This window comes from Sphaerisporangium sp. NPDC051011, assembly GCF_040653595.1.
Lineage (GTDB): Bacteria > Actinomycetota > Actinomycetes > Streptosporangiales > Streptosporangiaceae > Sphaerisporangium.
On sequence record NZ_JBFAGG010000019.1, the window covers coordinates 121,933 to 147,546 of the forward strand.

Here is a 25,614-nt window from a genome sequence, read left to right on the forward strand (position 1 = left end):
ATCCTATGGCTGCGAACGCATGGTTCGAGACGGTGGCGGAGGCGCAGCGCAGAGCGCGGCGCCGCCTGCCGAAGTCGGTGCACTCGGCGCTGCTCGCGGGGTCGGAGCGGGGCCGGACGTACCGCGACAACATGGCTGCGTTCGCCGAACTCGGATTCGCGCCGCACGTCGCGGATCTACCGGCCAAGCGCGACATGGCCACCACCGTGATGGGCCAGCAGATCGCACTACCGGTGCTCATCTCGCCCACGGGGGTGCAGGCCGTGCACCCGGAGGGGGAGGTGGCGGTGGCGCGCGCGGCCGCGGCACGCGGAACGATCATTGGGTTGAGCAACTTCGCCAGCAAGCCGGTCGAGGAGGTCGTGGCCGCCAACCCGCAGACCTTCTTCCAGATGTACTGGATGGGCACCAAGGACTCCATGACCGCTCACATGCAGCGGGCCCGCGCGGCCGGAGTCAAGGGGCTCATCGTAACCCTGGACTGGACCTTCTCCCATGGCAGGGACTGGGGCAGTCCGTGGATCCCGGAACGACTCGACCTCAAGGCGATGGCGCGCTTCGCGCCGCAGGTACTGTCGCGGCCACGGTGGCTGCTCGACTTCGCCAGGACCGGCCACCTGCCCGACCTGACCGTCCCCAACGTGGCCGAGCCCGGCCAACCGGTGCCGACGTTCTTCGGGGCGTACGGTGAGTGGATGCAGACGCCCCCACCGAGCTGGCAGGACGTGCGCTGGATGCGCGAGCAGTGGGACGGCCCGTTCATGCTCAAGGGCATATCCCGGCTCGACGACGCCCGCCGTGCGGTGGACATCGGGGTCACGGCGATCTCGGTGTCGAACCATGGCGGGAACAACCTGGACGGCACACCCGCCACCATCCGGCTCCTGCCGGCCATCGCCGACGCGGTCGGCGACCAGGTCGAGGTCCTGCTCGACGGCGGTGTCCGCCGGGGAGGCGACGTGGTCAAGGCCCTCGCGCTCGGCGCGCGGGCGGTGATGATCGGACGCGCCTACCTGTGGGGCTTGGCGGCGAACGGCCAGGCGGGCGTGGAAAACGTGCTGGACATTCTGCGCGGCGGGATCGACTCGGCGCTGCTGGGACTCGGCCGGGCGTCCATCCAGGACCTGGAACGCGGCGACGTGGTGATCCCGCCTGGTTTCACCCGTGAGATCGGCTCCCCGCACGATGAGTGAGAGGGGGGACGAAGGCGGCCTGGCGGACCTGTCGTGGTCCGCGCTGCCGCCCTCGCCGACCGTTCTGGTGCCGCTCGGATCCACCGAGCAGCACGGCCCGCACCTGCCCCTTCACACCGACACGGCGATCGCGACGGCGGTGGCGCGAGCCGCCGCCACTCGCCTTCGCACGGCGCGGCCACCTGCCCCCGTCCTTGTGGCGCCCGCCATCGCGTACGGCGCCAGCGGCGAGCACCAGGACTTCCCCGGCACGATGTCCATCGGTAACGACGCCCTCCGGCTCCTGCTGGTCGAGCTCATCCGGTCCCTGTCCCGTTGGGCCGGGCAGGTCGTGTTCGTCAACGGGCACGGCGGAAACCTGGACGGCCTCGCCGCCGCAGTGGTACAGATGCGGCACGAGGGACACGACGCGGTCTGGGCGCCCTGCACGGCCGGCGACACCGATGCCCACGCCGGCCACACCGAGACCTCGCTCATGCTGCACCTGGCCCCGCACCTGGTGGACATGACCCGGGCCGAGCCGGGCAATCTCACCCCGCTCGCCGAGCTCATGCCCGAGCTCACCACCAAGGGCGTCGCCGCCGTATCACCCTCCGGCATACTCGGCGATCCCACCACCGCCTCCGCCGAAAAGGGCCACTGCCTACTCGATGAGATGGCCGACGATGTGGCCACCCGCATCCGACACCGGCGGGTGGACCGCACTGGTCGCCTCCTGCCTTTGGACGCGACGACATGCCGGACGTGAGCGACCAGAGCACCGGGTTCCGAGTCGCCCTGGTGACCGGGGCGGCCCGCGGAATCGGAGCCGCCGTCGTCCGGGCACTGTGCGCCAGGGGCTATCGCGTGGTCGCGGTCGACTCGTGCGCGGCGGACGGGCCGGACCGGCCTGCCGGAGTGACCTACCCGCTCGCGGCAATGGGCGACCTGGAGTCGCTGGTGAGCGACCACCCCGACGCGGTAGTGCCGTACATCGCGGACGTACGCGACCGCGAAGCCTTGGCGGGAGCCGCGGCAATGGCGATGGACCGCTTCGGCCGAATGGACGCGGCCGTGGCCGCCGCGGCCGTCATGCTCGGCGGCCTGCCACTGTGGGAGACCCCGGCCGCACACGTAAGCACGCTCTGGGAGACCGATGTGCTGGGAGTATGGAACACGGCCGCGGTGTGCGTCCCGCATATGCTGGCCGGGCCCGAGCCGGGCGGATGCCGCTTCGTCGCGGTGGCCTCGGCCGCCGGCTCGCATGGGTTGTTCCGCCTGGCGGCGTACACGATGGCGAAGCACGCTGTGGTCGGGCTGGTGCGCGGGCTCGCGGCCGACCTGGTGGGCACCGGGGTAACGGCGGCGGCCGTCTCTCCCGGCTCGACCCGTACGCCTATGCTCACCGCCACCGCCGAGGTGTACGGCCTGGACGGCGTGGACGATTTCGCGCGGTCTCAGCTGCTGCGCCGCCTGATCGACCCTGCTGAGATCGCCGAGACCATCGCATTCTGCTGCTCTCATGAGGGAGGCGTCGTCAACGGGTCGGTGGTGTCGGCGGACGGAGGATTCACCCCATGAGCGGTGCCGATCACCCCGCTTCCGACTCGCTGCCGAAGGGCTTCGCCGTCCGGCTGAACCGTCACGTCCGCGTTCGCGACAGCGGTCGCACCCTCGTCGGTGGCACGCCAACGCGTGTCGCCCACCTGGCCGACCGGGCAAGAGAACTGATCGTCGACCGCACGGTACGGGTGCGCGACCACGCCTCCGCCACGCTCGCCGACCGGCTGCTGGAGACCGGAATGGCAGACCCCGTCGTCGAGGAGCTACCCGACCTCGATCTGTCCCAGGTGACGGTCGTCGTACCGGTTCGCGACCGCCCCGCCGCGCTGAACAGGCTGCTGGCCTGCATCGCCGACCGGCACCGCGTGATCGTGGTCGACGACGCCTCGGAGGACCTCGCCGCCATCGCCGAGGTGGCGTCCGCGCATCACGCCGAGCTCGTACCACTGGCCCAGAACGCTGGGCCCGCTGCCGCACGCAATGCGGGCCTGCGCCGGGTCACCACCCCCTACGTCGCCTTCGTCGACTCCGACGTCGTCCTCGAAACCGACGCGCTGCCGATCCTGCTCCGGCACTTCACCGACCCCCGCGTAGCCATGGCCGCCCCGCGCGTGCTGGGGCTGCGACTGCCGGGCCGGGACCCGTGGATCCGCCGCTACGAGGACGCGCGTTCCTCCCTCGACCTCGGCACGGAACCCGGGATCGTCCGCCCTCGCGCGCCGGTCTCCTGGGTTCCCAGCGCCTGCCTCCTGGCCAGGGTCGACGCGCTGGGCCACGGGTTCACTGCCGAAATGCGCGTCGGCGAGGACGTCGACCTGGTCTGGCTCCTCGCGAACCAGGGGTGGCGCATCCGCTACGAGCCCTCCTCCATCGTCCGGCACGAGCACCGCACGGCCGTCCGCGACTGGCTGCGGCGCAAGGCCTTCTACGGCACAGGCGCACATCTGCTCGCCCAGCGCCACGGTTCCAACGTCGCACCGGCCGTACTGACCCCCTGGAGCGCGGGCTTCGCCCTCGCGCTGCTCGCCCAGCGGCGCTGGTCACTCCCGGTCGCCGGCATGATCTTCGCCGTGGCCACCACACGGATCTCGGCCAAGGTCAAGGGCAGCGACCACCCGACTCGGCTCGCCCTGCGCCTGACCACCGACGGGGCCGTCGCCGCCGCGTGGCAGACCGCCGCGCTCCTCCTGCGCCACTGGTGGCCACTCGCCGCCGTCGGCTGCCTGTTCTCCAGGAGACTACGCCGGGCAATGATCGCGGCCACCGTGCTCGACACCGTGGTCGACCTCCGGCGTACCAGGGCCCGCCTCGACCCGTTCCGGTACGCCCTCGCCCGCCGCCTGGACGACGCCGCGTACGGCTGCGGCGTCTGGTACGGCGCGATCCGCGGCCGCTCACCAAGAGCCCTGCTCCCCGACATTCAAGGGGCTCGATTCAACCTGGCGCGCTATGAGGTGGCGATCGGGCGGTGGAAGAGGGCGGTCAGGAGGTAGGGGAGGCCGAAGACGTCGGCGGTTTCGGGGTGTTCGGTCATGGGGCGGAGTTCTACCTCGGTGAGGTCGTGGAAGAGCCAGCGGAGGTCGTCCGGGGTGAAGGCGAGTCCTCCGTGCAGGTGGCCGTCGCGGTACAGGGCGTCGTCGGGGAGTTCGGAGCCCACGGCCGCTCCGGTGGCGAAGCAGGTGAGCGCGAAGTGGCCGCCGGGGGCGAGTACGCGGTCCAGGAGGGCGCGGTAGGTGACCCGGCGGTGCGGAGGCAGGTGGTGCAGGCAGCCGGAGTCGTAGACCAGGTCGTAGGGGCCGGTGAGCAGGCCGGGGGTGAAGGCGTCGCCGCGGAGGAAGCGGACGTCGGCGCCGGCCTCGCGGGCGCGTTGGCCGGCCCAGGTGACGGCGGTGGCGGAGAGGTCGACGGCGTCCACCTCGAAACCGGCGGACGCCAGGTAGATGGCGTTGCGGCCCGGCCCGCAGCCGAGGTCCAGCGCGCGCCCCGGGGTGAGGAGTCCGCGGTTCACGTAGGACGCGAGGTTCTCGTCGGGCTTGGTGGCGAAGAAGGGGACCGGCTTGGAGCGGTCGGTGTAGAAGTCGTCCCACCAGGTCGAGGCGTTGGCCGTCCAGCGGTCCCCGTCGGAGGCGAAGAGTCGGTCCATGAGGTCCATGACGTCGTCCACGGAACGGATGGAGCGGTTGGTCGGTATGGCGCGGTTCACGTGGAAGATCCCCCGATGGTGTGTCGCCCGTCTCCGATCGTATTCGCCACCACAGGAGTTCTGACCAATTTCAGGCGACGCTAGCGCACGAGCTCGAGGAGGGCCAGCGTCGCCGTGTTCGCCATCTGGACGCTTGCGGTCAGCGACTTCGGCCTGCCGTCCCACATCACCCAGCGGTTCGCGCCTTCCAGAACCGTCATCACGAGCTTGACCTGCTGGACTGACGGGCCGTATCCCATGTCTTGGGCGGCTGCGCGGTAGAGCGCTTCGTACAGGTCCACCCAGGCGTCGAGCTCCTCGCGCAAAGCAGGGGGAAGGAAGTGCACAAACTGGTCGGTCGCGACCAGCAGGTCCCACAGATTGCTCTCGGGCAGCTGGACCTGCCGGGTGAGGTGGACCTTGACCATTCGGTGCCACCCGTCCTTGGGGTCGGAGACGTCGCGCAGCTCGTCCAGAAGTGCCGTCGCGAACAGATAGAAGTGCCACCGGAGGGACTCGGCGACGATCTCGTCGCGTCCCTCCGGGAAATGGGCGTACAAGCTGGGGGCCTTGATGGCCATTTCTTTGGCGATCATGCGCATCGAGACGGAGTTGAAACCGTGTTCGGTGGCCAGCTGGAGGAACGCCTCCAGGATGGCGCGCCGTGACGGCGTTTGGTGGGTCCAGTCGAGCTCCTTGAGGTGACCCTCGAAATCTTCGACCGCGCTACGCCAGCGCTCCGTCCCCACCGGTTGTTCCCTCCTGACCGCGGTGCTCGCTCGGACTCCCGGTTGGGTCGAGCGCGCATGTTCGCGGTGCACGTCGCCTGCGGATCTTACCTTAGTAAGAGCCGATCGAGCGGCGATGGGTCGTATGCGTTGCTATCCGCGGCGTTTGGGGTCGATACCTAGTGCGCGCATCTTCCGATAGAGAGTCGAGCGCGCGATCCCCAGCCGCTCTGCCGCCAGATGCTTGTTGCTGGCCGCCTCTGCGAGCGCGTCGAGAATGGCATCTCGCTCCGTCTTCTTGAGGCCGAGAAGTGTCCGCGTTGTCGGAGCCGCTCGATACTCGCCGGGCAGGTGAGTCAGAGCGATGTCGCTGCCCATCGCGCGGACACGGGCGCTCTTCAGCACCGACCCCAGCTCACGCACGTTCCCCGGCCACTGCTGCGCCATCAGCGCTTGCAAGGCAGGCGTTTGCAGGCGCGGGGCGGGCCGACCCCGCGTGCCGCGCAGCAGTGCCGGTGCGATGTCCGCGATGTCCTCAAGACGATTTCGCAGGGGCGGTAGTTCGACACGTGCGTCGAAGAAGTCAGCCAACCGCGTGCCGGACACATCAGTACAGGTTCCGATGATCCGGGCTGGTTTCGGAGCCTCTAGGAGTGCTGCCACGGGGGCGGTGAGTGCCGCAGGAATGCGATCGACGTGGCGCAGAACCACCGGCGCTTTACCGCTCAACGCGGTGTGCAGGCGCTCGAACCAGTTCGCTTCGACCGAGGCCAGTGCTGCGTCCACCACTGACGGATTGCCGCGGCAGATCTGGACGGCCGCGCGGAACTTCCCCACCCCGGCTTCGCCGGTCACGAGGACGTCCGCTTCGGACCGTTCGGCGGCCTCCAATTCTTCCAGCGCACGCTTCCACGCCGCGCTGCGGCCAGGGAGTGGAACACCGTCACGGAAGGAAGCACCTGGAACGGCGCGCGTCCGCTCCTCAGCGCCGGCCTGTCGCAGTTCGACAAGCACACCGGCGGACCCACCCCCCGCCCCTCCGACAGCCCGGACACGGGCTCTCACGAGTTCCCCATCGCTGAGACGCACTTCGCCGGAGTAGTCCCCATCGCGCGGCACCGCATCGGCGGCCCACTGCCATAGAACCGTGTGGTCTGCCGGGTTCAGAATCGTCGAAGCCGCGGTGTTGGTGATGATGAAGTCCTGATTCAGCGCCACCACGGCAGCGGACGTGCGCTTTGATACCTTCAGGAACTCTTCTAGGAGTTCGCGTTCTCGCATCGACACAGCGGCATACATCCTCGACTGGATCTCGCGAGCCGCTGACAACAGGATCGGCATCATCAGCTCGTTCGTGTCTTCGACACGGCAGGTAACAGAAAGCGCGCCGACCATCCACCGATGGATCGGATGACGCAGAGCGACGGCCATGCCGGTCATGTCGGAGAAGACTTCGCGGTAGTGCTCCGAACCCAACACCGTGACCGGAGCAGGGGATTCCTTCACACAACCCAAGGCGTTCGTTCCGACGTGCTCTTCGGCGAAGCTGAACCCCGGGTTGCAGTTGAGCTCGTCGAGACGTCTTGAGATCGATGTGCCACCGGCTCGCCGCCCGAGAACGCGGGATTCGGCGTTGGCCAGCACAACTGCCATTCCCTCGGCGAGTTGGCCGGTCAACCAGTCCACAACCGGAGTCGCCGCCTGCAGGAGCAAGTGATTCGCGCCGACGCCCACCGGTTGGTACGACATCGAGTCCGAAGACGGGTCGACCCCCGCCAACTTCGAGCGCCTCCAGGAGGACGCGACCTCCGGACGTACCCCTCTGCTGGCGACACCGCTACCGAGAAAGCTCTCGCGGAGCAGCCGCGTCTGGCGCTGGATGTCACTCACGCCCACAACGTCCTCCTACCTCCAGACCGCGACTCCACCAGCATCCGTGACCTCGAGTGTGTCCCAAATCGCTACACCTGGGCAAAGAAATCGCGACTGTCGCAAAATCGGACACTACAACCCCCGCATGGATGCCCAATCTCTGATGCCACGCCTGCTGGAGACATCCCGGGCCCGATCCGAACCGTTCGGAGAAGGACCCGCGGACCCGAAGGCGCAACGGACCGCGGAACCAGTTCGCGAGCCGGCCTCACCCAACAGGGAGCACTACATGCGTCCGCTTCGTATGAAGGTGGTCACCGTCCTCGCGCTCGGTACCGCCGCACTCGGCCTCACCGCCTGTTCCGGCTCTGGCGGCGGCTCCGGCAGCTCGTCGAGTGTGACGATCGGCTACTCGACGTACACGCTGTCCAACCCCTTCTTCGCTGGAATGCTCAAGGGCTTCAAGGATGGCGCCAAGAAGCACGGTTACAAGCTGATCACGACCAACGCCAACGGCGACGCCGCGCAGCAGGTCACCGACATCCAGAACCTCATCAGCCAAAGCGTCGACTACGTCATCCTCACCCCGGCCGACGGCAAGGCCATTGCCCCGGCGATCGCCGCCGCGGACACCGCCCGCGTACCGGTCATCACCGTCCCCGACCGTGTCGAATCTTCGGTCGCGCTGACGATCGCCATGGACGAGGTGAACACCGGCGAACAGGCCGGCGATTACATCGTCCAGCAGCTCGAGAAGAAGTACGGCAAGCCCGAGGGCAACGTCGTCCAGATCGAAGGCATCTCGGGCATCCCGTCCGCTGAGGCCCGCAAGAAGGGCTTTCGCTCTGTCATCGACAAGTACCCGGGCATCAAGATCGTTGCCTCCCAGGACGGCGGCTACGACACCGACCAGACCTACAAGCTCATGGTGGACATCCTGCAGCCCAACCCGAAGATCGACGCCGTCTTCGCCACCAACGACGCCGAAGCGATCGGCGTCACCGCGGCCCTGAAGTCGCAGGGCCGCTACTACCCCGTCGGCGACCCCAAGCACATCGTTCTGCTCGGAGCCGACGGCTCGAAGCCCGCGATCACCGACATCCGCAACGGCGTCCAGGACGCGACTCTGAGCCTCCAGCCGATCAAGACGGCTGAGCAGGCGGTCGACGCCGTCGCCGACATGGAGGCCGGCAAGAAGGTCAAGAAGGAGATCATCTGGCGCACCCAGCTGATCACCCGCGACAACATCGACTCCGAAGAGGTCAAGAAGTACGGGATCTGGGCCGATGAGCTCTGAGCGGAGCACCACACCCGTCGGACCGGCGGACGAGGCCGGCACGCTCGGGTGCGTCGACATCGTCGGCGCCTCGAAGTCCTACCCCGGCGTACACGCACTCCAAGACGTCTCTCTCACCCTGCGCCCGGGGACGGTGACCGCCCTGGCAGGCGAAAACGGAGCCGGTAAGTCCACCTTCATCAAGCTCCTGTCCGGAGCCGAACTTCCGGACGAGGGCCACATCGAACTGGATGGGGCGCGACTGCCTTCAACGCCGGGTGCGGTCATCGATGCCGGAATCAGCGTCATCTACCAGGAACTGACCGACGTCCCCGACATGAGCGTTGTCGACAACCTGCTTCTCGCCCGGCTCCCGTCCCGGTTCGGCTTGGTCAGCCGCCGAACGGCCGGGATGGAGGCGGTTGCCGCACTTCAACGGGTCGGACTCGGCCACATCGACGTCGACCAGCCGATGCGGCACCTGTCCATGGCGCAAAGGCAGCTCGTCGAGGTCGCCCGCGGCCTCTCACGGCGTGCCAAGGTACTGGTCTTCGACGAACCCACCTCATCGCTGCCGGAAAGAGACGTCCGCGGCCTTCTGGACATCGTCAGCGATCTCCGCCGCCAAGGCGTCACGATCGTCTACGTCAGCCACCACCTCGACGAGCTCTTCGAGATCGCCGATCGGATCGCGGTCCTCCGCGACGGACGTCTCGTCGCGGACGCACCCGTCGGCGAATGGACCGAGGAACGACTCGTCCGGACGATGCTGGCCAAGGACCTCGAACATGCCTACCCGTGGCGCGAACGCGCCATCGGCGATGTTCGCTTGGAGGTCGCGGGCCTCAATGCTCCAGGGGTCGCCAATACGACCATGCACGCGCGATCCGGTGAGATCGTCGGACTCGTCGGACTCGCCGGAGCCGGACGAACCGAACTGCTGAAAGCGATCGCAGGTGCGGCCGAGCGACGCTCCGGTGACGTGAAGGTCGACGGCCGACCCGTTCCAGGCTCGCCGCACGCTGCCGCGAAGGCCGGGGTCGTCTACGCACCAGAGGACCGCAAACGCGAAGGCCTTGTCCTCGAAAGCTCAGTCGAGGACAACATCGGGTACGGCCTGTACAAGCGGTTCTCACGCGCAGGCTGGATCAACGGCAGACGAAAAGCACGATTCGCCGACCGGTCGATCGACGAGTTCGGCGTGAAGACCCGTGACCGGCGACAGCCGGTCCGAGGCCTGTCCGGCGGAAACCAGCAGAAGGTCGTCCTCGCGCGAGTCGCCGGCGCCGAACCTCTCGTCGTGCTTCTCGACGACCCGACCCGAGGGGTCGATGTCGGGGCGAAAGCGGGCATCCACGAACACGTGCTCTCACTCGCCGAAGGCGGAGCAGCCGTCGTCATCACCAGCTCGGACACCGACGAGGTGCTGGCCGTCGCCGATCGGATCTACGTACTCCGTGCCGGCCGCGTCGTGGCCGAGATCGCCCGAGCCGACTTCGACCGCGAACGAGCACTCCACCTCGCAGCAGCCGGATGACGCCATGGCCGACCACCGCACCGCGCAGCCCCCAGCCCACGGCCCACAGATGGTCACCAGCAAGGAGAACGACGTGACCACAGTCGCCACGCCCCCAGACTCATCCAAGACCGAATGGCGACCTACCGACTTCGCCATCAAGGTGGCCCAGCACCCGCGCGCACCCATCGTGGTCGCACTCATCGGCGTCTGCGTCACCATGAGCGTCTTGTCTGACGCATTCCTGACACAGCGCAACCTGACGAACGTTTTGGCGCAGTCCTCAGTCGTCGGAATCGCCGCGGTCGGCGCCACCTTCATCATCATCACCGGCGGCATCGACCTGTCGGTCGGATCCAACGTCGCGCTCGCAGGCATGGTCACAGCGACCGCCGTCAACAAGGGCTTCCCGCCGCTCCTGGGCGTCGCACTGTGCGTCCTGCTCGCCGTCGCGGTCGGCGCCTTCAATGGCAGTTCGGTCGCCTGGCTCGGACTCGTTCCGTTCATCGTCACGCTCGCCTCACTCGGTATGGGCCGAGGACTCACGCTCCAGATCAGCGAAGGCCAGAGCGTTTACGGCCTCCCGGAGACCCTCACCTGGCTGGGTGGAGGCGAAATCGGAGCAGTCCCGGTCCCGCTGATCACGATGCTCGTCGTCTTCGCGGCGGGACACCTCGTCCTCACCCGCACCACCCTTGGCCACAAGATCTTCGCCATCGGCGGCAACCGGCAGGCAGCACGTCTCAGCGGAATCCGGGACAAGCAGATCCTGTTCATCGTTTACGTCATCGCCGGACTCTGCGCCGGCGTCGCCGCCCTCATCCTCGTCGGACGGATCGGCGCAGCCACTCCGACAGCCGGCACCGGCCTCGAACTCCAGGTCATCGCCGCCGTCGTGATCGGCGGCTGCAGCCTCTTCGGAGGCAAGGGCAGCATGATCGGCACCCTCATCGGGATCCTGCTCATCGGCGTGATCAACAACGGCCTGACCCTGCTCAACGTCAGCCCGTTCTGGGTCCAGTTCATCCAGGGCGCCCTCATCTTCCTCGCGGTTCTGCTCGACGCGTTCAACCAGCGACGCCTCAAGACCGCAGCCATCTGACCACCGAACCGACAGCAGGCCGCACGGCCAAGGCCAACGGCGCAAGACGCGCCATAACGAAGGGATTCACCATGGGACGGCTTGAAGGCAAGGTCGCGTACATCACAGGCGGAGCTCGCGGCATGGGTGCCGAGCTCGCCCGCACCTTCGCCGCCGAAGGCGCAGACATCGTCATCTCCGACATCTGCGAGAACATCGATACCGTCCGCTATGACCTCGGCACCAAGGATGAGCTGGAGGCGGTCGCCGAGGAAGTCCGGTCCCTTGGACGCCGGTGCGTCGCTGAGGTCGCGGACGTGCGCAGCCAGAAACAGCTCGACGCCGTCACCGCCAAGGCGCTCCAGGACTTCGGCAAGATCGACATTGTCTGCGCCAACGCGGGGATCCACGGCGTCGCGAAGTTCACCACGATGACCGAGCAACAGTGGGACGACCTGCTGGGCGTCAACCTCACCGGCATCTGGAAGACCGCGAAGTCGACCGCCCCCAGCATGATCGAGCGCCAGAGCGGCTGCTTCATCATCACCGCATCCGTCAGCGCGCGCGAGCCCCTCCCCGAGTATGCGCATTACACAACCGCCAAGCACGGAGTGATCGGGCTCGCACGCTCCCTCGGCGTCGAGCTCGGGCCGGACAACGTTCGCGTGAACACCATCCTGCCTGGACCGATCGACACCTACCTGAACGACAATCCCGTCAACCGCGACTGGGCGGCCGGCTTCAAGGGCGCAACGACCGAGGACATGCACGCCGCCATCCGGAACTGGCACAACCTTCGCGGCCGCGGCGCGCTGCCGGCCAAGGCCGTGGCCAACGCAGCGCTCTACCTCGCCTCCGACGAGGCCGAACACGTGCACGGAGCCGAACTCGTCGTCGACGCCGGACACCTGCTGCTGCCCGGGTTCAACCACTCGCCCGTTCAGCCCGAGGGGTACCCGCGGCGTCCGAACGAGGGCTACAACCCGTACGCCGACTGACCCTCCAACCTGGGGTGCGCTCGCTGGCCGACCATGCCGACGTTCGATCGGCGTTGGTCGTCAGCGGCGTGCCGCCAACTGAGCACGACAATTACGTGAGTGCGCTGCGAACCCGGCGCCAACGGCTGACACGCAGGCGCACTAACGTTCGTTAGGATAGGGGTATGTCCGGTTTGACGCAGGAGTACGACGCCTACCGCCGTTTCGAACCCAGGCAATCGAGCACCCAGTCGGCCGCGCGCCGTGCCGACCTCGCCGAAGCATTGCGGGGTGCGGGGCTCGACGCGGACACGACTCCACTGACCAGATCCCTGTACTCCTCCGACGCCGGCCTGTATCGCGTCCTGCCCCAGGCGGTCGTGAAGGCGCGCCACGCAGATGACCTCATCGCCGCGCATGACGTGGCACGCCGCCTGCGTCTACCCATCACGATGCGCGGCGCAGGCACCAGCATTTCCGGTAATGCCGTTGGCGAAGGCATAGTCATCGACACGCGGCGTTTCAACCGGATCCTCGACATCGACCCCGTCGCTCGGACGGCGCACGTCCAACCAGGCGTTGTCCATGCCGACCTCCAACGCGCGGCCGCGCCGCACGGCCTCCGATTCGGACCGGACCCGTCGTCACACTCGCGCTGCACCATCGGCGGCATGATCGGCAACAACGCGTGCGGATCACGTGCGCTCGGTTACGGCCGGACGGTCGACAACGTCGAATCCATGAGCGTCCTGTACGGTAACGGCGAGTCGGCGACAGTCGGCCCTGGGTCTCCGGCCGGCGCGACCGCGGCCAGGCTGGCCGCGGTGGGGGACGCGAACCTGCGGCACCTCCGCACGGAGTTCGGCCGCTTCGGCCGCCAGGTCAGCGGATACGGCCTCGAGCACTTGCTGCCTGAACGTCGCCGCATCGACAGGTTCCTCGTCGGTAGCGAAGGATCGCTCGCCCTCGTGCTCGACGCCACTGTTCGGCTCGTCGACAACAGCGACGAGCGCAAGATGCTGGTCCTCGGATACCCCTCGATGGTCGAGGCCGCCGATGCCGTCCCCGCACTCCTCGCGGCGGTTCCGGGCCGACTCATCGCCTGCGAAGGCATGGACGCGCGAATCGTCGACCTGGTACGCGCCAAGGGCTCACCCGTGCCCGACCTACCGCGCGGCTCGGGATGGCTCTTCGCCGAGGTCACGGGCGATGACGCCCCGGACCTCATCCGCACGCTCATCGCAGCGGCGGGCGCGCTCGACACCCGCCTGGTCGAGGACACCGGCGAGGCGGCCGCGCTCTGGCGCATCCGTGAGGACGGCGCCGGCTTGGCCGGCCGTTCCCTTCCAACCCCTGCGTACGGTGGATGGGAGGACGCGGCGGTACCACCGGAGAATCTAGGTGCGTGGCTTCGCGACTTCGAGGCACTCCTCGAAGCGCACGGGCTCCAGGGCATTCCTTACGGTCACTTCGGCGACGGTTGCGTCCATTGCCGAATCAACTTCCCGTTCCAGCCCGGCGACCCAGGCTCCTCGGACGCGTTCAGAGAGTTCATGACCGCGTGCGCCACACGCCTGCGCGACTACCGCGGCACCCTTTCCGGAGAGCACGGCGACGGACGCGTCCGCAGCGAACTGCTGCCACTGATGTACGACGAAACATCCTTGGCCTTGTTCAAGCAGGTCAAAGCGGTGTGCGACCCCGAGAACATCCTCAACCCCGGCATCATCGCCGACCCCGCACCGATCACCGACGACCTCCGCGCGGTACGACCGCGCACCACACCGAAGGCGGGCCTACGCCTCGTCCACGACCAGGGCGACCTCGGCGCGGCAGTGCACCGTTGCACGGGAGTGGGCAAGTGCGTCGCACCGAAGACCGCAGGCGTCATCTGCCCCTCCTACCTCGCCACCCGCGACGAGCGCGACTCCACGCGAGGCCGCTCACGCGTACTCCAGGAAGCACTCGACGGCGAACTCATCAACGGACTCACCGACCCTGCGGTAGGCGACGCCCTTGACCTGTGCCTCGCATGCAAGGGATGTTCCACCGACTGCCCGAGTGGCGTCGACATGGCCACCTACAAGAGCGAAGTACTCCACCAGCGGCACGACATCGCAGGGCTCCGCCGACCGCGCTCCCACATCTTCCTTGGCCGCCTCCCGCGGTGGGCGCGACTCGGGGCACCGTTCGCCTCGCTGACCAGCCGGCTGATGAGGTTCCCACGTGTCTCACGGCTCGCGAAATGGCTCGCGGGAATCGACGCCCGCCGATCCGTGCCGGCCTTCGCCTCGCCGACCCTGAGGAAGTCGAAGAGCCTCCTGAGAGGCGGTGATTCGCCGGCTGACGTCTGGATCTGGGCGGACTCGTTCACCGACCACTTCTTCCCACGCTCCGGCCTTGCGGCCATCCGCTTCCTGGAGGCGCACGGACTTGCCGTCCGGGTCATCAGCCAGGACGCCTGCTGCGGCCTCACCTGGATCACGACCGGCCAGCTCGACGAGGCCAAGAAGATCGTGGCCAAGACGATCCGAGCGCTGGCCCCGTACGTGAGCAGCGGGGTGCCGGTCATCGCGCTCGAGCCGTCATGCCTGGCCACGCTGCGAAGCGACGCACTCGAACTTTCGGCCGATCCGGACGCCGAGGTCGTAGCAGGCGGAGTTCTGAGCTTCGCCGAACTGGTCGATCGTCTGAACCTGCCGCTCCCGGATCTCACCGGAATAGACGTCGTCGCTCAGCCTCACTGTCATCAGAACGCCGTCATCGGCTGGGGCACCGACCAGATGCTCCTGGAGCGCGCCGGTGCGACCGTGACCAAGGTTCCGGGATGTTGCGGCCTGGCCGGGAATTTCGGAGTCGAACGCGGGCATTACGACGTCAGCGTCGCGGTCGCGGAAACGCACCTGCTCCCCGCGGTCCGATCCAAGCCCGATGCGGTGTTCCTGGCGGACGGCATGTCGTGCCGAGTCCAACTCGACGATCTGGCCGGCGTGCCGACTCTGCACATCGCAGAACTTCTTGCGTCTCGCATCTGACGTCCTCGCAAGACGCTGATCGAGGCCGGAAACGACCGTGGGAGCCGAGCGGCCGCTCGGCTCCCACGTTACGGGTGAGTCCCGCGTCAGGCGATCTTGTTGGTCAGCGTGCCGACCTTTTCCAGGACCACCTCGACCGCGTCACCGGGACGCAGCCACAACGGAGGGTTCCGCTTCGCGCCGATTCCCTCCGGCGTGCCCGTGGCGATGACGTCGCCGGGCTTCAGGGTCAGGAACTGGCTGATGTAGGCCACGATGTGCGCGACGCTGAAGATCATGTGCCGCGTGTTCGAAGCCTGGACCTGGGCGCCGTTGACCGTCGTGCGAATGTCGAGGCTCTGTGGGTCGCCGATCTCGTCGAGTGTCACCACGGCCGGTCCGAAGGGCGTCGCGTTGTCCAGCGCCTTGCCCGCCAGCCACTGTGTTCCGCGGTACTGCAGGTCTCGGGCGGTGATGTCGTTGAGGACCGACAGACCGGCCACGTAGCCAAGGGCATCGTCCTCTGCGACGCGGCTGCACGCGCGGCCCATGACGATCGCCAGCTCACCCTCGAAGTCCAGGTTGTCGGTGACATCCGAGCGGTCGATGGGGTCGTTCGCACCGATGAGGCTGCTCGCGAACTTCGCGAAGATGTCCGGATGCGTCGGAAGCGCTCGACCGGTCTCACCGACGTGGTCGGAGTAGTTCAGTCCGACACACAGAACCTTGGCCGGGTCGGCGACCGGCGGTCCGAGCCGAACGCTCGACACGGGCCCTACGGCCGGTACCGTGCCGGCCGCGAGTGCCGGGGTCACGACCTCGGCCACCTGCGAGAGCCGGTCCCCGTGGGCCTCGAGAAAGGCGCGGACCGACGGCAGCTCCGCAGAGATGGCGAGACCAGCGGCACGTAGGGCACCGTTCAGGCTGAACACGTCTTCGCCGTAAAGGAAGCCTGGCCGCAGCCCCTGGTCGGAGTCGTAGCTGACGAGTTTCATGTGGGTTCTTTCGTGCGTGGGAACGAGGGGAAGAAGCCGACGGCACGCCGGGTCGCGGGTCAGGACAGCCGGATCATCTTCTTGTTCGCGAACTCATCGACGCCCAGACGGCCCAGCTCGCGGCCTATGCCGGACGCCTTGACGCCACCGAACGGGAGGTCGGGCTGGCTGCGAATGAGGGTGTTCAGGCCGACCATGCCGACTTCCAGACGGTCGGCGATGTCCGCCGCGAGCGCCTCGTCCCGGGTGAAAACCGCGGAACCAAGGCCGAATCTGGAGTTGTTCGCGACCTCGATCGCCTCGTCGACCGAGCCGACCTTGATCAGGACAGCGACCGGTCCGAACAGCTCCTCGCTGTATGCGCGCATGTTCGGCGTGACGTCGGTGAGCACGGTCGCCGGGTAGAACGCACCGGGGCCCTCAGGGATGATGCCGCCGACGTGCAGGGTCGCGCCCTTGGAGACGGCGTCCTCGACCTGCTCGGCGATCTCGCGGCGGCCGGCCTCGGAGGCCATCGGGCCCATCCGGGTCGAGCGGTCGAGCGGATCTCCGGTGTTCCACGCCGCGGCGCGCTCGACGAACCGGGTCAGGAACTCGTCCCAGACGTCAGCGTGGATGATCATCCGCTTGGAAGCCGTGCATGACTGGCCGGCGTTGTTGAAGCGGCCGGTCTCGGCCAGGTCGAGCGCCAGGTCGAGGTCCGCGTCCGACAGGACGATGAACGGGTCCGAGCCGCCGAGTTCGAGCACACACTTCTTGAGGTGCCGACCGGCCTGCGCCGCGACGCTCTGGCCGGCGCCTTCGGAGCCCGTGAGGGACACGCCGCGGACGCGCGGGTCGGCGATCAGGGCGCCGATGTGCGACGACGACAGAATCAGGTTCTCGTACACACCTTTGGGCGAACCCGCGTCCTGGATGATCGCGTCGATGAGCCGCGCCGTGTTCGTGCACGAGCTGGCGTGCTTCAGCAGGATCGTGTTGCCCAGGAGAAGGTTCGGGGCGACGAATCGCGCGACCTGGTACAGCGGGAAGTTCCACGGCATCACGCCGAGAATCGGGCCTGTCGACGAGGTCCGAACGAGTGCGCGACCGCCGGCCGCGACCTCGATGTGCTCGTCGGCGAGAATCTCGGCGCCGGCCTTGGCGTAGTACTCGTAGATCGAGGCCGACAGCGCGACTTCGCCCTTGGCCTGGGCGATGGGCTTGCCCATCTCGACGGCGACCGCCTCGGCCAGCTCGTCGCCGCGCTCGCGGTGGAGCTCGCCGATCCGCGCCAGTAGGGCAAGGCGGTCGTCGACCTTGGCGCGGGTCCAGTCGCGGTACGCGTCGGTGGCGCGGGTGAGCGCCTCCCGAGCCTGCTCGTCGGTCATCTGGGTGTACTCCGCGAGGACCTCGCCGGTCAGTGGGGAGATGGTGTTGAACGTCTGCATTCTCGGGCTCTCCAGTTGATGCTCGGACGGTGGTCAGACGGCGGACGGGATACGGACCTCGTAGCTCGGGAAGCCCTCTTCGGCCTCTGCCTCCGAGATGGCGATGAACTTGTCGAGGCCGCCGACGTAGAAGTTGGCGGTCTTGGGCTTGCGCTTGCCGGGGATGTTGTTGCCGAAGATCCAGGAGCCGGTCTCGAGGAACAGCGAGCCCTTGAGTTCGTTGAGGCAGTTCTGAAGCCACGATTCTTCGGCCTCTGGCCGCAGGTTGATGGTGGCGCCCGGTGCGTCCTTGATGCTGTTGACGGTGCGCGCCAGCCACTTGGCCTGGACGCCGATGGCTGACGGGTTGTTCACGAACGGGCCGTTCGGGCCGAGAATCATGAACATGTTGGGGAAGCCGGAGACGGTCATGCCGAGGTGGCTGCGCGGTCCCTCGGCCCAGTGCTCCTTGAGGGTCTTGCCGCCGATGCCGCGGATGTCCATGTTCCGGTAGCTGCCCTCAACGGCGTCGAAGCCGGTGGCCAGTACGAGGACGTCGAGCTCGTGGCGGGCGCCGTCCTCGGTGACGATGCCGTTCTCAACGAACTCCTTGATGGGGTTCTCTCGGGTGCTGACCAGCGTGACGTTGGGCTGATTGAACATCTCGAAGTAGCCGGAGTCACAGATGGGACGACGGGCGAAGAGCTCGGTCGGGGTGAGCTTGCGCGCGGTCTCGGAGTCCCTGACGATCTCGTTGATCTTGCGCTTGATGAAATCGGCGGCGAGTTCGTTGGCGGCGCGGTCGCTGGTGACGTCGCAGAAGGTCTCGGTGGCAAAGGTGTAGTTGCCGCCCTTGCGCCAGGCCCACTCGAAGATCGCCTCGCGCTCCTCATCGGAAACGCTCCAGATGCTGCGGGTGGTCTCGTCGACGCCGAAGCCGATCTTGGAGGTGCGGAACTCCTCCCAACGGTCCTCGCAGGTGGCCTTGAACTGTTCGAGCTCGGCGTCGGTCCACTCGCGGTTGCCGGCGGGGACGCTGTACTGCGGAGTCCGCTGGAACGAGGTCAGGTGGGCGACGGTCCTGGCGGCTTCGGTCATGAACTGGACTCCGGTGGAGCCGTTGCCGATGACGCCGATGCGCAGGCCGGCGATGTCGAGGTCCTCGGGCCAGTCGGCGGTGTGGACGATGCGGCCCTTGAACCGGTCGGTGCCGGGGAAGTCAGGGATGTTGATCTGGGAGAGCAGGCCGGCCGCGGTGACGAGGAAGCGCGCTCGGAACGCGCCCTTGTCGGTGACGACGTGCCAGGTGGAGTCGTCCTCGTCGAAGGTGGCGCTGACCAGGGTGGTCTCGAGCTGGATACGGGAGCGCAGGTTCCAGAAGTCGACGGCGTCCTCGATGTACTGGCGGATCTCGGGGCCGGGGACGTAGCGGGAGCGCCAGTCGGTGCGCTGGAACAGCTCCTTGTCGAACGGCAGCTGGTACATGAAGCTCTGGGTGTCCGAGAGCGCGCCGGGGTAGCGGTTCCAGTACCAGGTGCCGCCGACCTGCGGCGCCTTGTCGATGGCGATCGCGTCGAGGCCGGCTTCGGCGGTGAGGGTGCGCAGTGCCATGACGCCGCCCATGCCGGTCCCGACGACGAGTGCGTCGATCTCTCGCACGGTTTCGTTGGTGCTCATCGTGTTGCTCCTTTGCGGGATTTCGCGCACGGGAAAAGACTCGGTCGGCGTGGTGAATACCGGACTTGTCCGCGGTGTGTGATTCACCGGCAATGCCTGGTGAGAGTCGAGTGCGATTTCGACACCTTGACGTTACGTGCCGGAAATCTCGAAGGGTAGGTGGGTTTGTTGCGAAGACCGGGTGCGATTGTTTAGGAACGTGGAATGGTCGGTGCGGCTGCGGCTGCGGGTGGGTAGGCGATGACGCGGTCCTGGTGCAGGTAGCGGCGCAGATGTCCGAGGGCGGCTTCGACGGGGGGGTTCGGTGGCCCGGATCGCCACGCCGCGCGCAGGTGGACGTCGGGGACGAGCTCGCATTCGCGTTGTGCGAGTGGGACGAAGACGACGTTGGGGTTGGTGGTCGAGCGGGAGACGGATCGCAGCGCCAGGTGGCACCCGACCTCTGCTCCGACGAGTGCCAGGCACGAGGGGGTGTCGGGGGCGAACTGGACGTTGTTGACCCCTCCGGTGCCGTGTGCGTACCCCAGGCGCCAGAGCCGATCAGTGGTGACCGACCCGGTGTTGTACGGCAGAGAGACGAACGGTTCGGTGGCCAGGTCCTGGAAGGAGACGACCTGGGAGCCGGCGAGGCGATGGGTGCGGGGCATCGCGACGACCAGTGAGTCGGCGATGAGGACTTCGCCCTCGAGGCCGGGGGGAAGGTTGTCGAAACGGCCCAGTCCGACGTCGACCTCTTCGTCCAGCAGGCGCTTGATCGTGGGTTTGGAGACTGCTTGTGAGGTCAGCTCCAGTCGGACGCCGGGGTTGTCGTTTCGCATGCCGCGGGAAAGGGCTGCGACAAGGGGGTGCGCGGCGACGCCGCAGAACTCGACGCGAACCACCCCGGATTCTCCGGAGACGGCGGCGCTGATGGCGGCCTGGGCGTTGGTGACGGCGGCGAGCACCCCGCGAGCGGGTTCGACGAGGGCCCTTCCGGCCGGCGTGAGGGAGACCGAGCGGGTGTTCCTCTCGAAGAGCCGGGTGCCGAGGTCGGCCTCGAGTGCCTGGATGGTCCTGCTCAGGGGCGCCTGGGCCATGAACAGTTGCTCCGCGGCACGGCCGAAGTGCAGATGTTCGGCGACCGCGAGGAACGCCTGAAGTTGTCGCACGTCCACGCTCATCTACCTCCAGGTGTGGTGCATGACAGCAACGGTAGGCTAACGAACGTTAGTTCGCTAGGGTTGCTGACGGTTACCGGGGGTGGTCAGGCGTGCGACTCGCGTGTGCGGGCACCTCGCGGATTGATCCGGTTTTGACAACGCATCGTTCCTGATTCGGACGCACTCTCGATTGGTCTCGCCAGACCCGTTGACGGGTCGTTCGGCCGTATCTACGTTTCTTTTCACCCTCCGCTCGAACAGGTGTTAGGCAATCTCGCGCCTGGGCGCGCTGCGGCACCTTCGCCCCGATCTCAAACCTTCGCCCCGATCTCAAAGGTTGAAATGACTCTCGAAAGCGGCACCGAATTCCCGGCCCGCACCGCCGGAAATGGTGGTTCTCTTCTTATCGGCCCCCAACAGTACCCGAGCCTGGACAGGGAGCGGCGGCTGGCCGAGGAGTTCGGGCTCGAGCTCCTGGTCGCGCCGGACCCCGAGGCGTTTCGCGCGTCCATCCCGGACGCGACGGTGGTGATGGTGACGCCGTACGCCCCAGTGGAGGCGCAGGACTTCGCGGCGATGAGGAGCTGCATCGCGGTAGTGCGGTACGGCATCGGCTACGACAACATCGACGTCGCCGCCGCGCGGAGGAAGGGCATTCCGGTCGCGATCGTGCCAGGTGCCGCGACCGAGGAGGTCGCCTCCCACGCGCTGACGATGGGCCTGCTGCTGGCGCGGCGGATTCCCGCGGGCCAGGCGGCCATCGAGGCAGGCCAGTGGGCCGGTAGCATCGGGATGGACACCCCGCGGTTCTCCCAGATGGATGTCGCGGTCATCGGCATGGGCCGGATCGGTCACCAGGTCGCGCAGTGGTACGCGGCACTGGGAGCGAACGTCCGGGCGTTCGACCCGTTCGCGACGTTCGACGTGGTGCCGGCCGCGCCGCTGGAGGAGCTGCTCGAGCAGTCCGACGTGGTGTCGTTGCACCTGCCGCTCGCGGCGGAGACTCGCAACCTGATCTCGGCCGAGGTCATCGGCCGGATGCGCCCGCGCTCGGTCATCGTCAACGTCTCCCGTGGCGGGCTCGTCGACGAGGCCGCGCTCGCCGCCGCGTTGCGCTCGGGTCACCTCGCGGGCGCGGGCCTCGACACCTTCACGACCGAGCCGCTCCCGGCGGACCACGTACTCCGGGGCGTACCGAACCTGGTGATGACGCCGCACGTCGCGTGGCGCTCCGACGTCGCGATGGACACCCTCCAGGAAGCCGCCGTCCTGCGTGCCCGCCAGGCGCTGACGGGTCAGCCGCTGTCGGACCTCGTCACCTGACCACCCGAGGCCACACCACGACCACCTCGCCGCACAACAGAACGTCCGCGTAGGCATCGGCGCCAACGCTCCACGAGGTGAGCACCGTACCTGAACAGGACGGCATCACACGGGAACGCGACACCAACACCCAACTGGCACCCAACTGGCCCCGCGGTAGCTCGGGTGGGCCTCACCAGGAAGAGAACTGATGGCAATTTACGAAGAGGCCCCCACCGTAGGTGGTGAAAGGCAGATGGTAGAAGTCGCGGACCGGCCGCGGCGCCTGCAGGGCAACATGGGCGTCGGCGAACTCGTGATGAGCGTGCTCGCGTTCTCCGCGCCGCTGACCACGGTCGCCGGATTCGTCCCGGTGCTCCTCACGTTCAGCGGCAACACGGGGCCCGCGATCTACATCGTGGCGACGGTGATCCTCGTGATCTTCTCCGTCGGTTTCACCGCGATGGGCCGCATCGTTCCGAACCCCGGAGGCTTCTACGCCTTCGTCACCCAGGGACTGGGCCGTCCCGCCGGCCTGGGCGGCGCGTTCCTGGCGACTTTCGGCTACGCCATCATCGGGTTCTTCGCTCCGCCGTTCTTCGCCATCACCGTCCAGAGCTATGTGCAGAACAACCTGAACGGGCCGCACATCGCCTGGGGTTGGTACGCGCTGGCCATCGTCGCGGCGACCACCGCGCTGGCCTACAGGCGCATCGACCTGTCGGCCAAGGTTCTGACCGCGGTCATGGTGCTCGAGGTCCTCATCGTCATCATCTTCGACGTGGTGTCGTTCCTGAAGGGGTCTCCCGCTGGTGCCGGTGGCGCTTCGCTGAGCCTTCCGTGGGTCACCGACTCCAACATCGGTCTCGCGTTGCTGTTCGTCGTCGGCAACTTCTTCGGGTTCGAGGCCACGGTCATCTTCCGCGAGGAGGTCAAGGACCCGGAGAAGACCATCCCCCGGGCCACCTACCTGGCCGTCGCGGGCATCGGCGTCTTCTACGCCATCGCCGCGTGGGCGTACGTCACGTACGCCGGCGCTGCCAAGGTCCAGGGCGACGCGAAGGCGAACCTGGGCGGCATGTTCGGCGATGCGCTGACCGACCTGGTCGGCAGGACCTTCGTCGACATCGTCACCGTCCTGCTGATGACGTCGATTCTCGCGTCGATGCTGTCCATTCACAACGTCGCGGCTCGCTACCTGTACTCGCTGGGTACCGACGGCGTGGTGCCGGCTCCGATGGGCAAGGTTCACGCTCGGCACGGCTCTCCCCACGTCGCCGCGTCACTCATCGGCGCTCTGTGGGCCATCGGCATCGGCATCTTCGTGGCGCTGGGCAGCGACCCGAACGTCCTTTACGCCCGGGCCTCCGGCATCGGCTCGTTCGCGGTTCTGCTCTTGCTGTTCGCGGCCAGCATCGCGGTCTTCGCCTACCTCCGGCGCAATCCGACGAACCAGTCCGCGTGGAAGACCACGGTCGCGCCGGTCCTGGCGGCCGTTGGGATCGGTGTGGTCGCCGTGCTGGCGGTCATCAACTACTCCGACCTGCTCGGCGGCTCCGGGTTCGTCACCTCGTTCTGCCTGGTCTTCACCTTCGCGCTGTTCGTCATCGGGATGGTCGTCGCGCGGGTCCTGCGTGATCGGCGTCCCGAGGTGTACCAGCGCATCGGCCGCCAGGAGTTGTGACGGCCCCCCTGCTCTGTGGGTGAGAAGAGGTTCCGGTGATGACCGCGAAAAGGGTCGCTGTCGGCCACCTGGGCATCACCTGACCTCGATGAGGCGATCGCGTTCTTCGTCGACGTGTTCGGCTTCGCACCAGATCAACGATGAACGTCTTCATCGTTCACTAGCCTAACGACTGTTAGTTAGTTAATGTTCGTCGCGGAAGCAAGACTCCTTCGCTGCAACCGAGGTAGGCATGAGAACACGGGCACAGACAGCGCCGAACGGATCGGCCGACGCCGTCGGCGCCGGGTTTCCGTTCCAAGTCGCGGTCGTCGGTGCCGGCCCTACTGGCTGCTACACGGCGCAGGCGCTTCGCAAGGGTCAGGCCGATGTCGAGGTCGCGGTCTTCGACTCGCTCCCGACGCCGTTCGGGCTGGTCCGCTACGGCATCGCTCCGGACCACCAGGGCGCGAAAGCGGTGTCGCGGCAGTTCGAGCGGCTCTTCGGTCAGCCAGGCGTGGAGTTCGTCGGGAACGTCTCCGTTGGGACCGACATCAGTCTGGAGGAGCTACTGGAGAACTTCCACGCGGTCGTGCTCGCGACCGGCCTAGGTGCCGACAAGCCGTTGGCCGTGTACCAGGACCCGGACGCGCGGATCATCGGCGCAGGTGAGCTGATCCGGTTCTTGAACTCGGACCCGGACGCACGTCTCCGAGGTCAGGTCGGACTGGAGTCCCTCGGTGATGAGGTGGTCATCCTCGGTACGGGGAACGTGGCAGTGGATGTCGCGCGGCTGCTGTCGAAATCCGACCTGGACTTCATCGCCTCCGACGTCGATGACGACGCGCTGCGCATGGTGGCTCCGAACCCCGTGAAGACCATCCACATCCTAGGCCGCTGCGAGGCGCACCTGGCGAAGTGGGACGCGTCGATGGTGAAGGAGCTCGCCGAGGTCGCCGGAGTGCACCTGAGCGTCGACGGCACCCCGCTGCTGGGTGAGGAGGCGGTGTCTCCTCGGACAACGGTGAACGTGCGGTTCCGGCGGGTCCCGGTCTCCATTCGGCGGCACGAAGGCCGGGTGCGGGTGACGACGCGTCACGCGGCCGACGCCGGCCTGGTCGACCACCTGGACGCTGACACGGTCATCACGGCCCTTGGATTCGGCGCGTCCGCCGTGTACCGGGATCGGTTCGGTGGCGTTGAGGCGCCGAACGTGTTCCGGGTGGGTGGGCCGGCGACGGGCCGCCTGGGGAATCTGGCGGAGAACCGGAAGCTCGCGGCGGCGGCGGCGAAGGACATCCTCGAGACCCTTCGTGCCCAGGAGCCGCAGGAGCGTGCGGGGCCGGCCGGGCTCCGCGAGCGCCTGCCGGCCTCGGCTGTGTCGATCGACGGGTGGAAGCGCATCGACGACGCCGAGATTCGACGTGCCCGGCCCGACAGGTGCCGGACGAAGTTCACGACCAGGGACGACCTCCTTGCCGCTGCGGCGGAGGGTTCGGATGCCCCGGCTTCCAGCTCGCCGGCCACGACCGCGGCCACGGCAACACAGGAGAACTGAAATGACCGTTGTACATGTCCTGTTCGGGACCGAGTCGGGCAACGCGGAGATGGTCGCCGACGACATCGCCGCCGCATTCGGTGACCAGGGCTTCGAGACCGTGATCGCGGAGCTGACCGACGTCGAGGTGCCGGACCTTGCCGCGATGGAGATCACGGTTTTCGTGTCCTCCACCTACGGGGAGGGTGGGCTGCCGGAGACGGCGGCGCCGTTCTACGACGCGCTCATGGCGGAGCGCCCTGACCTGACCGGCCTGCGGTTCGCGGCGTTCGGGCTCGGCGACAGCATCTACGAGACGTTCAACAACGCCATCGAGACCATCCGTGCGGCACTCCTGGAGCTCGGTGCGGAGCAGATCGGCACGACGGCCAAGCACGACGCCGCCTCGACGACCCCGGCCACGGACCTCGCTGAGGCGTGGGCCCGCGACCTCCTGACCCTGATGCCCGCCTGAGCAGGCGTTCGGCCTGACCTGACTTGAAGGAGTGAC

20 protein-coding genes are annotated in these 25,614 nt (G+C 67.5%); 13 read left to right on the top strand and 7 right to left on the bottom strand.

What is annotated here, in order from left to right:
* The first annotated feature begins 5 nt into the window (after positions 1 to 5).
* Genes mftD through mftF form a run of 4 tightly spaced genes read left to right on the top strand, consistent with a single transcriptional unit; the run spans position 6 to position 4,228 of the window.
* Positions 6 to 1,193 carry a pre-mycofactocin synthase MftD gene (gene mftD / locus AB0H21_RS34170; protein WP_358525183.1) on the top strand — a complete coding sequence of 396 codons (1,188 nt, stop codon included), beginning with the start codon at positions 6 to 8 and terminating at the stop codon, positions 1,191 to 1,193.
* The gene (mftE, locus tag AB0H21_RS34175) at positions 1,186 to 1,941 is read left to right on the top strand and encodes a mycofactocin biosynthesis peptidyl-dipeptidase MftE (protein WP_358525184.1); all 756 of its coding nucleotides are present in this window, start codon (positions 1,186 to 1,188) and stop codon (positions 1,939 to 1,941) included. The genes mftD and mftE overlap by 8 nt, the downstream gene beginning before the upstream one ends.
* The gene (locus AB0H21_RS34180; protein WP_358525187.1) at positions 1,938 to 2,753 is read left to right on the top strand and encodes a mycofactocin-coupled SDR family oxidoreductase; all 816 of its coding nucleotides are present in this window, start codon (positions 1,938 to 1,940) and stop codon (positions 2,751 to 2,753) included. Before mftE ends, AB0H21_RS34180 begins: the two co-directional genes overlap by 4 nt.
* The gene (mftF, locus tag AB0H21_RS34185; RefSeq protein ID WP_358525189.1) at positions 2,750 to 4,228 is read left to right on the top strand and encodes a mycofactocin biosynthesis glycosyltransferase MftF; all 1,479 of its coding nucleotides are present in this window, start codon (positions 2,750 to 2,752) and stop codon (positions 4,226 to 4,228) included. Before AB0H21_RS34180 ends, mftF begins: the two co-directional genes overlap by 4 nt.
* Here the strand turns inward: mftF and AB0H21_RS34190 are convergent.
* The 3 genes from AB0H21_RS34190 to AB0H21_RS34200 form a co-directional block, all read right to left on the bottom strand.
* Positions 4,183 to 4,938, bottom strand: coding sequence for a methyltransferase domain-containing protein (locus AB0H21_RS34190; RefSeq protein WP_358525192.1), 756 nt, complete (start codon positions 4,936 to 4,938; stop codon positions 4,183 to 4,185). The genes mftF and AB0H21_RS34190 overlap by 46 nt on opposite strands.
* A gap of 80 nt (positions 4,939 to 5,018) precedes the next feature.
* A complete protein-coding gene (locus tag AB0H21_RS34195) occupies positions 5,019 to 5,666 on the bottom strand; it encodes a TetR/AcrR family transcriptional regulator (RefSeq protein ID WP_358525194.1) in 648 nt (215 codons plus the stop codon).
* 132 nt (positions 5,667 to 5,798) lie between these two features.
* On the bottom strand, positions 5,799 to 7,535 hold the full coding sequence (locus tag AB0H21_RS34200) for a helix-turn-helix domain-containing protein (protein WP_358525196.1): 1,737 nt from the start codon (positions 7,533 to 7,535) through the stop codon (positions 5,799 to 5,801).
* A gap of 271 nt (positions 7,536 to 7,806) precedes the next feature.
* Between AB0H21_RS34200 and AB0H21_RS34205 the strand changes: the two genes are divergently transcribed.
* The 5 genes from AB0H21_RS34205 (at position 7,807) to AB0H21_RS34225 (ending at position 15,402) form a co-directional block, all read left to right on the top strand.
* On the top strand, positions 7,807 to 8,814 hold the full coding sequence (locus tag AB0H21_RS34205; protein WP_358525199.1) for a sugar ABC transporter substrate-binding protein: 1,008 nt from the start codon (positions 7,807 to 7,809) through the stop codon (positions 8,812 to 8,814).
* On the top strand, positions 8,804 to 10,330 hold the full coding sequence (locus AB0H21_RS34210) for a sugar ABC transporter ATP-binding protein (protein WP_358525202.1): 1,527 nt from the start codon (positions 8,804 to 8,806) through the stop codon (positions 10,328 to 10,330). Before AB0H21_RS34205 ends, AB0H21_RS34210 begins: the two co-directional genes overlap by 11 nt.
* 4 nt (positions 10,331 to 10,334) lie before the next feature.
* Entirely contained in the window at positions 10,335 to 11,411 is a 1,077-nt protein-coding gene (locus AB0H21_RS34215; RefSeq protein ID WP_358525204.1) for an ABC transporter permease, read from the top strand.
* A gap of 71 nt (positions 11,412 to 11,482) precedes the next feature.
* Positions 11,483 to 12,388, top strand: a complete 906-nt coding sequence (locus AB0H21_RS34220) for a mycofactocin-coupled SDR family oxidoreductase (RefSeq protein WP_358525207.1) — start codon at positions 11,483 to 11,485, stop codon at positions 12,386 to 12,388.
* A 164-nt stretch (positions 12,389 to 12,552) separates the two neighbouring features.
* Positions 12,553 to 15,402 (top strand): FAD-binding and (Fe-S)-binding domain-containing protein, encoded by a 2,850-nt coding sequence (locus tag AB0H21_RS34225; protein WP_358525210.1) that lies wholly within the window; start codon positions 12,553 to 12,555, stop codon positions 15,400 to 15,402.
* Positions 15,403 to 15,488: 86 nt separating this feature from the next.
* Here the strand turns inward: AB0H21_RS34225 and AB0H21_RS34230 are convergent, their stop codons facing one another.
* From AB0H21_RS34230 to AB0H21_RS34245, 4 genes are all read right to left on the bottom strand, one after another.
* Positions 15,489 to 16,376 carry a fumarylacetoacetate hydrolase family protein gene (locus AB0H21_RS34230; protein WP_358525212.1) on the bottom strand — a complete coding sequence of 296 codons (888 nt, stop codon included), beginning with the start codon at positions 16,374 to 16,376 and terminating at the stop codon, positions 15,489 to 15,491.
* A 59-nt stretch (positions 16,377 to 16,435) separates the two neighbouring features.
* The gene (locus tag AB0H21_RS34235) at positions 16,436 to 17,806 is read right to left on the bottom strand and encodes an NAD-dependent succinate-semialdehyde dehydrogenase (protein ID WP_358525214.1); all 1,371 of its coding nucleotides are present in this window, start codon (positions 17,804 to 17,806) and stop codon (positions 16,436 to 16,438) included.
* A 33-nt stretch (positions 17,807 to 17,839) separates the two neighbouring features.
* Complete coding sequence (locus AB0H21_RS34240) at positions 17,840 to 19,462, bottom strand: NAD(P)/FAD-dependent oxidoreductase (protein WP_358525216.1); 1,623 nt, start codon at positions 19,460 to 19,462, stop codon at positions 17,840 to 17,842.
* A gap of 191 nt (positions 19,463 to 19,653) precedes the next feature.
* Positions 19,654 to 20,622, bottom strand: a complete 969-nt coding sequence (locus AB0H21_RS34245; RefSeq protein WP_358525218.1) for a LysR substrate-binding domain-containing protein — start codon at positions 20,620 to 20,622, stop codon at positions 19,654 to 19,656.
* A 321-nt stretch (positions 20,623 to 20,943) separates the two neighbouring features.
* On the opposite strand from AB0H21_RS34245, the gene AB0H21_RS34250 reads away from it, so the two are divergent.
* From AB0H21_RS34250 to AB0H21_RS34265, 4 genes are all read left to right on the top strand, one after another.
* Entirely contained in the window at positions 20,944 to 21,924 is a 981-nt protein-coding gene (locus AB0H21_RS34250; RefSeq protein ID WP_358525220.1) for a C-terminal binding protein, read from the top strand.
* A 235-nt stretch (positions 21,925 to 22,159) separates the two neighbouring features.
* Positions 22,160 to 23,587, top strand: a complete 1,428-nt coding sequence (locus tag AB0H21_RS34255; protein ID WP_358525223.1) for an APC family permease — start codon at positions 22,160 to 22,162, stop codon at positions 23,585 to 23,587.
* A 232-nt stretch (positions 23,588 to 23,819) separates the two neighbouring features.
* On the top strand, positions 23,820 to 25,124 hold the full coding sequence (locus AB0H21_RS34260) for an FAD-dependent oxidoreductase (protein ID WP_358525226.1): 1,305 nt from the start codon (positions 23,820 to 23,822) through the stop codon (positions 25,122 to 25,124).
* Between the two features lies 1 nt (position 25,125).
* Positions 25,126 to 25,578, top strand: coding sequence for a flavodoxin domain-containing protein (locus AB0H21_RS34265; RefSeq protein ID WP_358525229.1), 453 nt, complete (start codon positions 25,126 to 25,128; stop codon positions 25,576 to 25,578).
* Positions 25,579 to 25,614: the final 36 nt, after the last annotated feature.

Coding starts and splice junctions, on each gene's coding strand:
- mftF (WP_358525189.1), top strand. CDS start 2,750: ATGAGCGGTGCCGATCACCCCGCTTCCGACTCGCTGCCGAAGGGCTTC.
- AB0H21_RS34220 (WP_358525207.1), top strand. CDS start 11,483: ATGGGACGGCTTGAAGGCAAGGTCGCGTACATCACAGGCGGAGCTCGC.
- AB0H21_RS34225 (WP_358525210.1), top strand. CDS start 12,553: ATGTCCGGTTTGACGCAGGAGTACGACGCCTACCGCCGTTTCGAACCC.
- AB0H21_RS34240 (WP_358525216.1), bottom strand. CDS start 19,462: ATGAGCACCAACGAAACCGTGCGAGAGATCGACGCACTCGTCGTCGGG.
- AB0H21_RS34245 (WP_358525218.1), bottom strand. CDS start 20,622: ATGAGCGTGGACGTGCGACAACTTCAGGCGTTCCTCGCGGTCGCCGAA.
- mftE (WP_358525184.1), top strand. CDS start 1,186: ATGAGTGAGAGGGGGGACGAAGGCGGCCTGGCGGACCTGTCGTGGTCC.
- AB0H21_RS34255 (WP_358525223.1), top strand. CDS start 22,160: ATGGTAGAAGTCGCGGACCGGCCGCGGCGCCTGCAGGGCAACATGGGC.
- AB0H21_RS34265 (WP_358525229.1), top strand. CDS start 25,126: ATGACCGTTGTACATGTCCTGTTCGGGACCGAGTCGGGCAACGCGGAG.
- AB0H21_RS34250 (WP_358525220.1), top strand. CDS start 20,944: ATGACTCTCGAAAGCGGCACCGAATTCCCGGCCCGCACCGCCGGAAAT.
- AB0H21_RS34230 (WP_358525212.1), bottom strand. CDS start 16,376: ATGAAACTCGTCAGCTACGACTCCGACCAGGGGCTGCGGCCAGGCTTC.
- AB0H21_RS34235 (WP_358525214.1), bottom strand. CDS start 17,806: ATGCAGACGTTCAACACCATCTCCCCACTGACCGGCGAGGTCCTCGCG.
- AB0H21_RS34215 (WP_358525204.1), top strand. CDS start 10,335: ATGGCCGACCACCGCACCGCGCAGCCCCCAGCCCACGGCCCACAGATG.
- mftD (WP_358525183.1), top strand. CDS start 6: ATGGCTGCGAACGCATGGTTCGAGACGGTGGCGGAGGCGCAGCGCAGA.
- AB0H21_RS34260 (WP_358525226.1), top strand. CDS start 23,820: ATGAGAACACGGGCACAGACAGCGCCGAACGGATCGGCCGACGCCGTC.
- AB0H21_RS34210 (WP_358525202.1), top strand. CDS start 8,804: ATGAGCTCTGAGCGGAGCACCACACCCGTCGGACCGGCGGACGAGGCC.
- AB0H21_RS34205 (WP_358525199.1), top strand. CDS start 7,807: ATGCGTCCGCTTCGTATGAAGGTGGTCACCGTCCTCGCGCTCGGTACC.